This window comes from Vibrio sp. 947 (assembly GCF_033339115.1).
GTDB classification, from domain to species: Bacteria; Pseudomonadota; Gammaproteobacteria; order Enterobacterales; family Vibrionaceae; genus Vibrio; species Vibrio alginolyticus.
In genome coordinates this window covers 1-13,157 of sequence record NZ_JAWOTX010000012.1, presented here as the reverse complement: position 1 = coordinate 13,157, position 13,157 = coordinate 1, and the positions used below count along the sequence as shown (strand labels likewise).

11 protein-coding genes are annotated in these 13,157 nt (G+C 44.6%); 8 read left to right on the top strand and 3 right to left on the bottom strand.

The features are described 5' to 3' along the window. The first annotated feature begins 197 nt into the window (after window positions 1–197). The 7 genes from R7Q39_RS15840 to R7Q39_RS15810 all read left to right on the top strand — a co-directional run bounded on the left by R7Q39_RS15840 (window position 198) and on the right by R7Q39_RS15810 (window position 7,709). A complete protein-coding gene (locus R7Q39_RS15840; RefSeq protein WP_318076436.1) occupies window positions 198–1,505 on the top strand; it encodes an isochorismate synthase in 1,308 nt (435 codons plus the stop codon). Beyond that, window positions 1,502–3,220 carry a 2-succinyl-5-enolpyruvyl-6-hydroxy-3-cyclohexene-1-carboxylic-acid synthase gene (gene menD / locus R7Q39_RS15835; RefSeq protein ID WP_025766952.1) on the top strand — a complete coding sequence of 573 codons (1,719 nt, stop codon included), beginning with the start codon at window positions 1,502–1,504 and terminating at the stop codon, window positions 3,218–3,220. Before R7Q39_RS15840 ends, menD begins: the two co-directional genes overlap by 4 nt. Beyond that, window positions 3,207–4,034, top strand: a complete 828-nt coding sequence (menH, locus tag R7Q39_RS15830) for a 2-succinyl-6-hydroxy-2,4-cyclohexadiene-1-carboxylate synthase (RefSeq protein WP_054576732.1) — start codon at window positions 3,207–3,209, stop codon at window positions 4,032–4,034. The genes menD and menH overlap by 14 nt, the downstream gene beginning before the upstream one ends. After that, window positions 4,027–4,893 carry a 1,4-dihydroxy-2-naphthoyl-CoA synthase gene (gene menB / locus R7Q39_RS15825; protein WP_005382318.1) on the top strand — a complete coding sequence of 289 codons (867 nt, stop codon included), beginning with the start codon at window positions 4,027–4,029 and terminating at the stop codon, window positions 4,891–4,893. The genes menH and menB overlap by 8 nt, the downstream gene beginning before the upstream one ends. A 125-nt stretch (window positions 4,894–5,018) precedes the next feature. Next, window positions 5,019–6,008: an o-succinylbenzoate synthase gene (gene menC / locus R7Q39_RS15820; RefSeq protein ID WP_005382317.1), complete on the top strand. Its 990-nt coding sequence runs from the start codon at window positions 5,019–5,021 to the stop codon at window positions 6,006–6,008. Continuing rightward, window positions 5,993–7,420: an o-succinylbenzoate--CoA ligase gene (gene menE / locus R7Q39_RS15815; RefSeq protein ID WP_005382316.1), complete on the top strand. Its 1,428-nt coding sequence runs from the start codon at window positions 5,993–5,995 to the stop codon at window positions 7,418–7,420. Before menC ends, menE begins: the two co-directional genes overlap by 16 nt. Before the next feature lie 100 nt (window positions 7,421–7,520). Continuing rightward, the gene (locus R7Q39_RS15810; RefSeq protein ID WP_005382314.1) at window positions 7,521–7,709 is read left to right on the top strand and encodes a hypothetical protein; all 189 of its coding nucleotides are present in this window, start codon (window positions 7,521–7,523) and stop codon (window positions 7,707–7,709) included. On the opposite strand, the gene R7Q39_RS15805 is transcribed toward R7Q39_RS15810, so the two are convergent. The 3 genes from R7Q39_RS15805 to R7Q39_RS15795 form a co-directional block, all read right to left on the bottom strand. After that, complete coding sequence (locus tag R7Q39_RS15805) at window positions 7,706–8,635, bottom strand: YeiH family protein (RefSeq protein ID WP_086013920.1); 930 nt, start codon at window positions 8,633–8,635, stop codon at window positions 7,706–7,708. The two genes, R7Q39_RS15810 and R7Q39_RS15805, sit on opposite strands and share 4 nt — an antisense overlap. A 115-nt stretch (window positions 8,636–8,750) precedes the next feature. Further along, entirely contained in the window at window positions 8,751–10,625 is a 1,875-nt protein-coding gene (locus tag R7Q39_RS15800; RefSeq protein ID WP_005382310.1) for an MFS transporter, read from the bottom strand. A 13-nt stretch (window positions 10,626–10,638) separates the two neighbouring features. Then, window positions 10,639–11,229, bottom strand: coding sequence for a TetR/AcrR family transcriptional regulator (locus R7Q39_RS15795; RefSeq protein WP_005382308.1), 591 nt, complete (start codon window positions 11,227–11,229; stop codon window positions 10,639–10,641). Window positions 11,230–11,621: 392 nt separating this feature from the next. On the opposite strand from R7Q39_RS15795, the gene R7Q39_RS15790 reads away from it, so the two are divergent. Next, entirely contained in the window at window positions 11,622–12,494 is an 873-nt protein-coding gene (locus R7Q39_RS15790) for a Tim44 domain-containing protein (protein WP_005384268.1), read from the top strand. Window positions 12,495–13,157: the final 663 nt, after the last annotated feature.

The window sequence follows — 13,157 nt, the reverse complement described above, 5'->3', positions numbered from 1 at the left end:
GTTAATTTCTTTATTAAAATACAATAATTTGTTTTTTATTAGAATATATATCTGTAAATAATCTGTCTGCTGGTTAAGTTTTGCTCGCTTGCTATCACAGGATTTTGCAAAAGATCGCATACGACCTTGATTTGCTTTGGGTCTAAACTTAGAGTAGCCGTCAGTTACCATTTATCCTCACATACAACGAGGTTGATTTGTCACAGTTCCATCAAGCCGTAAAGAGAATTATCGAGCGAGTTCAGCAATCGGAAGGCAATCAAACACGTCTGGTCGAGCCCCTTAGCGAGAAACCTAATTTCTCATTTATTGATTGGCTTGATGCACAACCACTTTTCCCTAAGTTTTATTGGCAGTCCCGCGATACACGTGAAGAGGTCGTTGCACTAGGGCAATTGCACGCTTTTGTTGAGCCAGGTCCTGCTTATACCATTCTAGGTAAAGGGCAAAGAGTTTGGGGCGGGCGCTCTTTTGATGGGCAGCATGAGAAGAATCGTCGCTGTATGCCTTCTTTTTTCTTTTTGCCTCAAATTGAGTTAATTCGTTTTGACCAACAGTGGTCTCTCGCAGTTAATATTTCAGAAGACAAAGCGCGAACTCTAGCTGGGTTGAATAAACTGGTTTGTGAGGTCGCGACCTTAGCTCCAATTTCGTCTCACATCTGCTCTATTGTTCATACGCCAAGTCAGCCTCAATGGAATGAGTTAGTTCATAAGGTTCTGACTGGTATAGAGAATGATGATTTTAAGAAAGTGGTTTTAGCGCGTCGCTCTACCGTGCAGCTTGATAACACATTAAGTGCTGCACAGCTACTTAAAGCAAGTTACTTAAATAACCATCATAGCTTCCATTTCATGCTGAGCTTAGACAGTAAGCACAGTTTTATGGGGTCTACGCCAGAACGTTTGTATTCTCGCGTAGGGCATGAGCTACATACCGAAGCGTTAGCAGGTACGATTGGTCGGGGGGACAATGCCACTCAAGATATGGAGTTGGCGAATTGGTTATCCCAAGACCAAAAGAACCTCAACGAAAACCAGTATGTGGTGGACGACATCATTGAGCGTCTATCACCGCATTCTGAAATGGTTGAAGTGGAAGCTGAACCGAGTTTGGTCAGACTACGAAAAGTGCAGCACCTTAAGCGAAATATTCACGCTAGTCTAAGAGCGGGGATAAATGGTGTTCAGTTGTTATCGGCGCTTCAGCCAACAGCGGCGGTTGCTGGCTTACCCCGACAAGAGTCCATGCAGTTTATTCTTGATAATGAGCCCTTTGCACGCGGCTGGTACGCGGGGTCAATGGGTTACATAAGCCATGAACGAGCAGAGTTTTGTGTCGCAATCAGAAGCGCGCTTGTGCTCGGTGATCAAGTACAACTGTTTGCGGGCGCAGGTATTGTGCCTGGTTCTGTGGCAGAACATGAGTGGGCAGAACTTGATAAGAAAATGTCGACGTTACTTACGCTGATTTCTGATCATCCGCCATTGGGAGTCGCATCATGAGTCATGACCAAGCGGTGCTCAATCGAGTTTGGTCAGAAACCATATTGATTGAGCTTCAGCGATTTGGCGTTAAGCATGTTTGTATCGCTCCCGGATCTCGTTCTACGCCTTTGACTTTAGAAGCGGCAGAACAGTCCGACTTTTCCATTCATACTCATTTTGATGAGCGTGGATTGGGCTTTATGGCTCTTGGTTTAGCGAAAGCTACTCAGGAACCCGTGGCAATTATCGTTACCTCTGGTACGGCAGTGGCGAACTTATTACCGTCGGTTGCCGAAGCCAAACTTACTGGTGAAAAACTGGTGCTGCTGACAGCAGATCGTCCAGTAGAACTTGTCGGCTGTGGTGCAAACCAAGCGATAAATCAATTGGGTATTTTTTCACATCATGTTTCGGCCAGTTTGAATTTACCAAGCCCAAATTTAGCAACGTCGCTTAACTGGTTGCTGACCTCTGTTGACGAAGTGATGTTTACTCAGCAATTGCAGGGTAGTGCCGTTCATATTAATTGTGCATTTCCAGAGCCTTTGTATTCCAACGGCGCAAAAGCGGATTATCAAACCTACTTAGATTCGGTCGCCGGATGGCGAAAAGGAAGCGGCACTTATACTCAGCGTTTTAGCCATTTGTCACAGGCGAACATCCCGCCTTTTTCAGACAAAAAAGGCTTGGTTGTGATTGGCAGCTTACCGCTTGAACAAGCGAAGTCGGCGCAGGCATTTGCACAAAAGATGGGATGGCCAGTACTTGCAGACCCGCAAAGTGGTCTCAGTTCGGATTGGGCGTATTACGATGTATGGCTTCAACTTCCCGAGTTCGCAAACGAGCTTGAATCTTGTGAACTTATTATCCAATTTGGTAGCCGAATCATCTCCAAACGTTTGAACCAATGGATTGATAAACAAGTATCGAAAAATCAACAAAGTAAAGACGTTCAGTATTGGTATGTCTCACCTTGTATGGACCGGAATAACCAAAATCATCTGGCGCAAATGCACTGGGTTGAGCCTCCTAAAACGTGGGTTTCTCGCATTAGTTTTGAGAAGTCAATATTTGCTGGGTGGGCTGATAGGTTAGCGAATGACGTTAAGCGAGTTCATCAACGTATCGAAGAAGCCTTCCTATCTGATTCAGCGTCTGCCATTGACGAAATTGCGTTGGCAGCAGACATCAACGAGCGCACAAAGAACGTAGATGTTTTCTTGGGTAATAGCTTGTTTGTTCGGCTTGTTGATATGTACGGAAAATTGGATGGTGTAGAGGTTTTCACTAATCGAGGCGCATCAGGGATTGACGGTTTGTTTGCTGCGGCATCAGGCGTGCAACGGGCAAGAGGTAATCCGTTACTAATGTATATCGGTGACACAGCAGCACTTTATGATCTCAATTCTCTGGCGCTATTTTCTCACAATAAACTGCCGGCGGTACTTGTTGTTACTAATAATGACGGCGGTGCGATTTTTGATATGTTGCCAGTACCACCAGAGCGCAGGACGACATATTATCAAATGCCTCATGGTTATCAGTTTGAACACGCGGCAAAGCAGTTTGGTTTGGCGTATTTGCATGTTTCTACACTGGAGCAATTCCAATCATCTGTAAAAGAGCATTTATGTCACCGCCAAGGAACGTTGCTGGTCGAGGTTCAAACCCCACCTAATCAAGCTGCTGAGACACTCAAGGCATTTAATAAGAGTCTGAATGCTTTACTTTGAACGTTTCCCTGTATTAGAAAAACACCAAAGTAGAACGTTGCCCACTTTGGTGTTTTTGCATGGCTTGCTTGGTAGCGGTGAAGATTGGCAAGCGTGTATCAACGCGTTACCCGAGTATGAACGTGTTACGGTTGACCTCCCTGGTCATGGGCACAGCCAATCTATTTCTTGCAGCGATCTGAATGATTGCTGCAAACTTCTTGGTTCCACACTATCTTTATTATTTCCCTCACAACAACCACTTATTTTGATTGGTTACTCTATGGGCGGCCGCATTGCGATGCATGGTATTGCCCATCAATGCTTTCCAGATCTCAATATTGCGGGCGCGATTGTTGAAGGGGGAAACTTCGGGCTTCAAACTGAGTCAGAGAAACAGGTGAGATTAGAGAATGATGCTCGCTGGGCAATGCGTTTCAAAACTGAACCACTTGAACGTGTTTTGAACGATTGGTACCAACAAGCGGTGTTTTCTTCACTAAACCATGAGCAAAGACAAACATTCATTGCGAAGCGAAGTGATAATCTTGGCTCAGCGGTGGCGAATATGTTGATGGCGACATCGTTAGCCAAACAGGCATATTTGTTGCCCTCACTGCAAAAGCAGAACATACCAGTGTATTACTTGTGTGGTGAGAAAGACCAAAAATTTAGCCAACTGGCACAACATAGCGGGTTGGCGTATCGACAAGTTGAAGGCGCTGGTCATAACGTCCATCAAGAGCAGCCCAAACAGTTTGCGATACATACCAAGCAAATAATTCAGTCTCACTTTGGTGAGAGTAACGAGAACAATGGGAATCACCATGGCTAAAACAGTAGGCATTTCTGAAGAAGAACTTTACGCTCCGGTTCAATGGAAAGATTGCGGCGAGAAATACGAGGACATTCATTACCATAAGTCTGAAGATGGTATCGCGAAAATCACCATTGCGCGTCCTCAAGTGCGTAACGCGTTTCGTCCTCAAACGGTAAAAGAGATGATTGATGCGTTGGCAGATGCGCGTTACGACTCTGGTGTTGGCGTGATCATTCTGACAGGTCTAGGTGAAGACGCATTCTGTTCTGGCGGCGACCAGAAGATCCGTGGCGACTATGGCGGCTATAAAGACGACCAAGGTACGCACCACCTAAACGTATTGGACTTCCAGCGCGATATTCGTACTTGTCCAAAACCAGTTATCGCATCGGTAGCGGGTTGGGCTGTTGGCGGTGGTCACGTTCTGCACATGATGTGTGACCTAACGATTGCAGCTGACAACGCTCAATTTGGTCAAACAGGCCCTAAAGTGGGTTCATTTGATGGCGGTTGGGGTGCATCTTACATGGCTCGCATCGTAGGCCAAAAGAAAGCTCGCGAAATTTGGTTCCTATGTCGTTTCTACAATGCTCAAGAAGCGGTAGACATGGGCCTAGTAAACACAGTTGTACCACTAGCGGATCTAGAGAAAGAAACCGTTCGTTGGTGTCGTGAAGTTCTGCAACACAGCCCAATGGCATTGCGTTGCCTGAAAGCTGCGTTGAACGCGGACTGTGATGGCCAAGCGGGTCTGCAAGAACTGGCGGGTAACGCGACTATGATGTTCTACATGACAGATGAAGGCCAAGAAGGTCGTAACGCATTCAACGAGAAACGTCGTCCAGACTTCGATAAATTCCCTCGCAACCCATAATCCGTCTAAATGAGGAGCGTGTTAGCTCCTCTGTTCCTTTTTTCCTGAGCGCCTCGCCCTCTGGGAGGCTGGTGGGATTGCTCGTCAGAATGCTCAAATATACGGCATTACATAGGACTTGAATTATGCGTGAAGCGAAAATTTATCGTTATAGCTTGCTCATGGATAGTGGTGTCATCCTACGTGACAACAAGCTAACCGAACGTGTTGGTTATGTTGTTGCGCTTTCCGAAGATGGTAAAACAGGGTTTGGAGAAGTCGCTCCTCTTCCTGGTTTTAGCTTAGAGAGCACCGAAGATGCGGGTGTTCAGCTACAAGAACAGGCGGAGCGTTGGGTAGCAGAGTTGGATGTGGATTATGCCAATATGTACCCGTCGGTTGCGTTTGGTTTATCGATGGCACAACTTGAATTAGCTGGTGGTTTACCACAACAAGGTAAATACCAAACAGCGCCACTATGCACTGGCGACCCAGATGAGCTCATTCCAAAGCTGAACGAAATGGAAGGTGAGAAAGTCGCTAAGGTGAAAGTTGGACTTTATGAGCCAATTCGCGATGGCATGCTTGTGAACCTTTTTCTTGAATCAATCCCTCAATTAACGCTTCGACTCGATGCCAATCGCGCTTGGACACCAGAAAAAGCGCAGCAGTTCGCTAAGTACATTGCCCCGTCTCTGCGTCAACGAATCACGTTTCTAGAAGAGCCGTGCCGCTCTCCTGGCGATAGTCTCTCTTTTGCGATTAATACTGGTATTGCTATCGCTTGGGATGAAACATTGCAAGATGCGGTTCGTCGTGAAGATTTCCGTCTTGAAGATCTAACTGGTGTGAAAACGATCATCATCAAACCCACACTCATTGGTTCAGTGGATTTTTGTATTACACTGATAGAGAAAGCGAAGTCACTGGGGATGAAAGCAGTGATTAGCTCGAGCATTGAATCCAGTCTCGGTTTAACTCAATTAGCGCGCTTTGCCCAATGGCAGCTGCCTGATGAAGTTCCAGGTTTGGATACGATTGGCTTATTCAAAGCTCAGCTAGAGCAGGGCTGGCCTAAGTGTGAACTTCCCGTTCTTCCTCTAAAAGACCAGGAGATTGTGTGGCATTCTGCGTAGACAATATTGCGAAGGCACCATGGAAATATTGGGCTCAAACGAGCCCTTTTTCTATTGCACTCAAGACATCAACAGAAGTATTAAACTGGCAACAACTCTCGAAGCGTATTGACCAATACACTCACTATTTGAATGACTTGGGTGTAACTCGGGGGGATGTGCTGACTTTGGTTGGCAAGAACCAAGTAGAAACACTGTTGTTTTATCTTGCCTCCAAACAGTTAGGCGCGCTCGCTGCGCTGACCATGGAACAACCACTAGATAAGTTGCAGGGTAAGCTTGCTGCACTTTACAGGCCTGATCAAACTCGGTTTATCTGGTTTTCTCAGGAGTGCGCTTCGACCTTTTCTGAACATGATATACAAAAACTCAAGGCAACATTGCTTTCACCGCCTGTAGTATCACAGCAAGAGAGTGATTCGTTGACTGAAGATAGCTATCATCATGACCGGCTAGCTTCAGTAGTATTTACTTCTGGCTCTACAGGGGAGCCTAAAGCTGTGGTCCATACACATCGACAGCATCTTGCGTCTGCAGAGGGCTTGTTGCAGGAGTTCATTTTCACTCAGCAAGATGCTTGGCTATTATCGCTTCCGCTGTATCACGTCTCTGGATTAGCGATTGTCTATCGTTGGCTATATGTCGGAGCAACACTAAAGGTCGGTTCAGGGAAACTTGTTGATGATGTTCAGGGCGTATCACACGCTTCTTTGGTTGCGACTCAGCTAAAACGGTTATTGGATGATGATGCACATTTGTCATTGACACATGTGCTACTGGGCGGCAGCCACGTTGATCACGAGTTGGCACTACGAGCAACAGGGCAAGGCATTGAGACATGGTTAGGTTATGGGATGACGGAGGCGGCCTCTACCGTTACCGCAAAGAGAATTGACTGCACCAGTAATGCTGGGCATGTATTGAAGCACCGTAAGATAAAATTAGTTGACCAACGCATTTTTATTGGCGGTAAGACATTAGCGGCAGGGTATTTCCATCAAGGACATGTTACCCCATTTCTGGATGAGAAAGGCTGGTTTGACAGCAAAGATCTTGGCGAGTGGCAAGGTGATGAATTAAAGATAATCGGCCGTGCCGACAATCAGTTTATCTCTGGTGGTGAGAATATCCATTGTGAAGAGATTGAAGCCGCTTTGAACCAAATTGATGGTGTAGTGCAGAGTATAGTGGTTCCAGTCGAAGACGCGGAGTTTGGTCATAGACCAGTAGCTGTGATTCAGACCAATGGATTGCGCAGCAAGTCGGAGTATGACCAGCACTTGCAATCAAAGTTAGAGAAGTTTAAATGGCCAGTGGAATACCATGTAATGCCACTAACTCTACTAGAAGGTGGGATCAAAATTTCACGTAAGGCCGTGAAAGAGTGGCTACTGTCATCACTTCAGCATTAGTCAATTTTGCTATGTATTAGTCATAAAGAGAATTTCGTATCTTTATAACTCTGAATCATAATTATGCTTCTTCGTGGAGAGAAAATGCATAAGGTTCAGGATGGCAAAGCTAGTTTTAATTGCGGCAGTAGCACTACAAATTGGTATCGCGATAAGTAGTGAAGGGCTAGCCCGCTCTCTTGCAGAGCTAACGGCATTTTTGATCGCTATTGCGTTGGTCGTTATATACAAAAATAGCAAACGGGAAATGCCGTCCCCTCAACGCGATAAGCAGACCACCAATATCTAAAACAGTAACCAACTTAGAGAAGTGGTCGAAATTAACACCCACAGAGTCACACCAAACAACAGTGGCTTAGCTCCAGCAGACTTTAGTTTTGAAATTGAAATGCTACAACCTATCAAGAACAGACATACAACCAACGCTTGCTTTGCTCCAATGAAAATGCCGTGATAGACCATTTCAAATTGAGGAAATAAGTCGCTAAACGCGATAGCTGCACAGTACCAAAAAATGAAATAAGGGATAGCTAGTTTTTTCTTTCCATTCTCTTTTTGGCCTCTTGAAAAGATGACGGCACTGATCAAAGCAACAGGAATGATCCATAAAGCGCGCGCGAGTTTCAATGTTGTTGCCGTCGTTAGTGCTTCTTCCCCAAAGGCCGAGGCAGCCCCGACAACAGAAGATGTGTCATGAATGGCAATCGCAGCCCATGTGCCAAACGTGTGTTGATCTAGCCCTAAAGCATGTCCAATCACAGGAAACACAAAGAGTGCAATTGAGTTCAGGACAAATACCGTTGCCAGTGCTAATCCAATCTGCTCGTCTTTCGCTTTAATGGCCGGTGCCACAGCAGCAATTGCGCTACCACCACAAATTGCAGTACCTGATGAGATTAAGTAAGCGGTTACTCGCTCCAATTTAAGTACCCTGGCAATGAGAGTGCCCATGATCAGTGTGCCTGTAATAGTGGCGATGATCAGGCCGATACCATCCGATGTGACTGCAAGTGCTTGCTCAAAGTTGATGCCAAAGCCTAAGCCAATAATCGAGTAAGACAGCAGCTTTTTAGTAAAAGAAGCGATGGGCAGCTCGGAAGGCACAAAACCAAAACTTGCGAGTAGAAAACCGATAACTAGAGCAATGGGAGAGGAGGCAAGGGGGGTTAAACAAAAAAGTAACGCCAATCCAAACAGGAGGTAGTTTCTATTCAAGGTTTTTATTCGCTGTTGTGAATGAAAGGGAGAGTATATCGCACTGGGTGTGGTCAGTTTGTCTTAATGATTTGAACACATGTTCAGTTATCCTAAACATGTGTTCAAGTGTATTTTATCGCCAGTCGCCTCTGAGTTGATGCACTTTATCGAACATTGTTTTTGCCGTTGCCTCATTTGGTGGCACCGGTTGTCCTGCCTCAATTTCTAGCTTTGACCAAAATCGAGTCGGTAAGCCACAGCATGCGCGACCTTTTGCGCGGCTGAAATAGCTTCCCCATAAGCCTTTAAGTGCAACAGGTATGACGGGTACTGGGCTACGACGTAGAATGATATCAATACCGCGCATGAATTCATTCATTTCACCATCTGAAGTTAATCTTCCTTCAGGGAAAATACAGACGATATGACCTTCGCTTAGCGCGGCTTCCACATCGTTAAATGCACGTCTGATAGAGCTTCTGTTACTCGCTGAAATTGGAATTACCCCAGTTCGACGTAAAAAGCGCCTTAATGGAGGTAGGTTGGCGTAATCTTCCTCCATCACAAAACGAATCAACCTTGGGCATACTGCACTAAGTAGCAATGCATCCATGTAGCTTACATGATTACATACAATCAATGCCCCACCATGCTCGGGTAGGTTGTGTAGATTCTTATGCTTAACTCGATAGATGGTGTGCGTAAGCATCCACATGACAAAGCGAACAACAAAAATAGGAATTTGCAAAAAGATGTAAGCGGCGACTAAGAAATTTAAAATGGCTAACAATGCAAACAGTTGAGGAATTGTCATCTTGATTACACTTAGGCACACAATACCTAAGACAGCGCTGCCGACCATAAACAGAGAGTTAAAGATGTTGAGCCCTGCGATGACTTGAGCACGTTCGGTTTCCTTTGCTCGATGCTGCATTAATGCGTAAAGAGGCACGATAAACAAACCGCCCGAAGCACCAATCATCAATAGGTAGAAAAATAATGGCCAAAAAGGCTCATATCTAAAGAAGTCTACAAAGTTATGGAAAGTAGGTAGATCATTGGGAATGGAAGTGGCCATTAGGTACCCAAATACCGTAATGCCAAAGGCACCAATTGGCACAACACCGACTTCTATACGATGGTTTGAGATCCAATTGCAAAGTAGCGACCCTAGCGCGATACCAATGGAAAATAGAGCGAGCAAGAAAGACACCGCACTCTCGGTGCCATTTAGGTAAATCTTAGTGAAATTCGGGAATTGTGTTAGATATGCGGCGCCTAAAAACCAAAACCAGCTTATTGCCATTATGCATTGAAAAACAACTCGATCGGATTTGGCGATAGAGAGCGTGTGTTTGGTTTGCTTGTATGGTTGCCAACGAAAAGAGAGATTGGGTGCGCTGGCTGCAGCAAAGGGGATTGAGCGGCTCGACAAGTAGCCTAACAATGCGAAGATCACGACACAAAATGCGGCGAGGTATTTTGCGTTGTCTGCAGAGGCTATAATCCCAGCCCCTAAGGTGCCAATAAGGATGGCGATAAAGGTACCAGCTTCAACAAGAGCGTTGCCGGGCACTAACTCTTTAGCATTTAACTTTTGAGGCAAAAGGGCATATTTAACTGGGCCAAAAAATGCTGACTGTGTGCCCATTAAAAACAGTAGCAATAAAAGCACACCATAACTTTCGGTTATGAATCCGATGGCACCTAACAGCATGATGGCTATTTCAAATAGTTTGACCTTACGAATAAACCATGACTTTTCATATTTGTCGGCTAATACGCCAGCGGAAGCAGAGAACAGAAAGAACGGTAGAATGAACAAGCCTGCCGCAAGGTTGATGAACAAATTGCTCGAAATAGGTAGTGCACTGGAGCCAGCGAATGCGACAAACAACAGCAAAACGTTTTTAAAAATATTGTCGTTGAAAGCGCCAAAAAACTGAGTAATGAAATAGGGCAGGAACTTTCTCTGCGTAAGTAAGGACGGCTGTCTGTCGGATGACATGGATAATCCTTTGTTACCAGTTCGTGAGGTAGTTAGAAAGAAGATTACTGATCAATTCTTTGCCATCAATCGGTTCACTAGAGAAAAACTTATCATCAACACTGAGTAAAGTAATGCCATGTACGCCAGACCAAAGGACTCGACTCGCTTGAATCACTTCGGATTCAGTACGATGTGGTGCGATTTGAGCCAATAGTGACTCTAGCATTCCCGTCATACCATCGATACGTTTGGCATGCCATTCCGGAAGTTCTGCTCCATTCATGTTGTGTTCGAACACTAACTGCCAACGGTATGGGTGTTTTTGAGCAAAATCGTGGTAGCAATAAGCGAGTTCAAAAAGCGCTTGATGGGAGTCTTTGCTGTCATTAGTCGCTTTGCGTGCTTCTTGAGATAACTCATCTAAAGTTTGAGCGACAACATGAAGCAACAACAAATTATAATTACCAAAAACATTTACCAATGTGCTTGGCACGTAACCAATCATGTTAGCGATTTTACGAAGACTGAGTTCGTGGTAAGAATTCTCATCTAAAAAGTTTTTGACCGTTGTTAAGGTCAAATTCACTAACTCTTCTCGGGTGTGATCGTTTCTGCGCGCCATACTCTCAAACTACTTTATTGAACATCGTTCAATATGATAGTCAGCTACCTATTAACCGTCAACAAGGCAATGTGTCCAAGTGCCCTCAAGGTGTAGGATTCTGAGCTGTGTCACTGATTCTAATTCAAGTAAAACAATCTGGAGTATTAGTGAACTTATTCCATACTTTTTTTACATTGATCAAGCGCCTTCAGCTGAATTGTAAGCAGTGTGAGCAGTCTGCATTTTTGGCAATATTCTGATACATGTCAGCTTCTATAAGCTATTTTCATCAATCGGTATACAGAGTATGATGACTTAAAAATCATCTTTGGCGTGCTACTGTTTGAAACAACGATTGTTTCGTCTTGAAAATGGGGCACTATCTTAGATAGCTAACTTTAAGGATAACGATGAAACGTTTATTTTCTATTGTTGCTTTATTGATGTTTACTGTTGCTGTAACGCCTATCGCGGAAGCGAAGAAGTTTGGTGGCAGTAAGTCTTTCGGTAAGAGCTACAAAACTGCACCAGCACCGAAACAACAGCAACAAAACACCAATACGGTCGGCAAAGATCAGACGACAAAGTCTTCAAGTAAGAAAGGCCTTATGGGGGGGCTGCTAGGCGGACTTCTTGCTGGTGGTCTACTTGCTGCATTCTTTGGCGGTGCTTTTGAAGGTATCCAGTTTATGGATATCCTAATTATTGGTTTGATTGCCTTTGTCATCTTTAAACTAATGCGCGGTATGCTAGGTGCGAAGCAGGGCAGTATGAACCAGCATCGTCAACAGCCTGCATTTGGTGGCAACGCATCTAAGTTTGAGCAACCAAACATGCAAAACTTTGAGCAACAACCAAACACAAATAATGGTGGCTTTGGTGGTTTTGGCGCTCAAACAGACGTACCACATAACTACCCACCGGGTTTTGACCAAGCAGCGTTCATTAATGGTTCTCGTGAACACTATCGAATCCTGCAAGGTGCGTGGAATCACAACCAGCTAGAAACTATTGAAGAATATGTTTCTCCAAGCTTGTTTGAAGACCTAAAAGCAGAGCGCGCGAAGCTCGACGGTGAGCAGCATACTGACGTAATGTACGTTGATGCGGAGATCGTCCGTGCTGATTACGATGCAAATAAAGCACAGCTTAGTCTGCAGTTTAGCGGTCGTTACCGTGACACAGTAGAAGGTGTTGAAGAAGAAATCGAAGATATCTGGCACCTAGAGCGTGACTTGACTGCGCCTAATGCGCCATGGTTAATCGTTGGTATTCAAGGCTAGTCACCTTTAAACCAATTTAGTCACTAGTAAAAATCCCGCATCCCCTGCGGGATTTTTTGTATCTATCATTTATATTTCTTGTACGTGTTTTTATGCAAACATCACTAATTGAGTCCGTTTGGTAATTTTGCGAGCCCACTTTTTCTAGTAAGTCCTCAAGTGTTTTCCTATTTATATTGAACATTCATATTAAGGCCATACGAACTAACAAAATCAAAATAGCTAGTACATTGTTTGTAGGGTAAAGATCTGCTCCTCAGCCTTTTGTTTGTGGAGTTTCACATGGGGTTGGTTGCTTTAGTGAGATTGAGTATAGGTTATACCAATCGTAGTAAATAACTGGTCATTCTAGCTTGTTAAAATACTCGATAACTGCGTTGCAATTTTTGATTGTAGAATAACTACTTATCGAAAAATTGCGCCTTGTTCTCAAGCATTTTCCCTACGCTATTTCTGAACACTTATTTACCGTGATAGGTATTCAATCGAGAAGAGTTTCGGTTAGGAGTGAAAGGGTTCGTTGTAGTAGGACTATGCTATCAAGATCCTGAAACGAAAAAAGCCAGCTCAATGAGCTGGCTTCTTCAATATGGTGGAGGGGGACGGATTCGAACCATCGAAGGCAGTGCCGGCAGATTTACAGTCTGCTCCCTTTGGCCACTC

Coding starts and splice junctions, on each gene's coding strand:
- R7Q39_RS15795 (WP_005382308.1), bottom strand. CDS start 11,229: ATGGCGCGCAGAAACGATCACACCCGAGAAGAGTTAGTGAATTTGACC.
- R7Q39_RS15790 (WP_005384268.1), top strand. CDS start 11,622: ATGAAACGTTTATTTTCTATTGTTGCTTTATTGATGTTTACTGTTGCT.
- menB (WP_005382318.1), top strand. CDS start 4,027: ATGGCTAAAACAGTAGGCATTTCTGAAGAAGAACTTTACGCTCCGGTT.
- R7Q39_RS15810 (WP_005382314.1), top strand. CDS start 7,521: ATGGCAAAGCTAGTTTTAATTGCGGCAGTAGCACTACAAATTGGTATC.
- menC (WP_005382317.1), top strand. CDS start 5,019: ATGCGTGAAGCGAAAATTTATCGTTATAGCTTGCTCATGGATAGTGGT.
- menH (WP_054576732.1), top strand. CDS start 3,207: ATGCTTTACTTTGAACGTTTCCCTGTATTAGAAAAACACCAAAGTAGA.
- menD (WP_025766952.1), top strand. CDS start 1,502: ATGAGTCATGACCAAGCGGTGCTCAATCGAGTTTGGTCAGAAACCATA.
- R7Q39_RS15800 (WP_005382310.1), bottom strand. CDS start 10,625: ATGTCATCCGACAGACAGCCGTCCTTACTTACGCAGAGAAAGTTCCTG.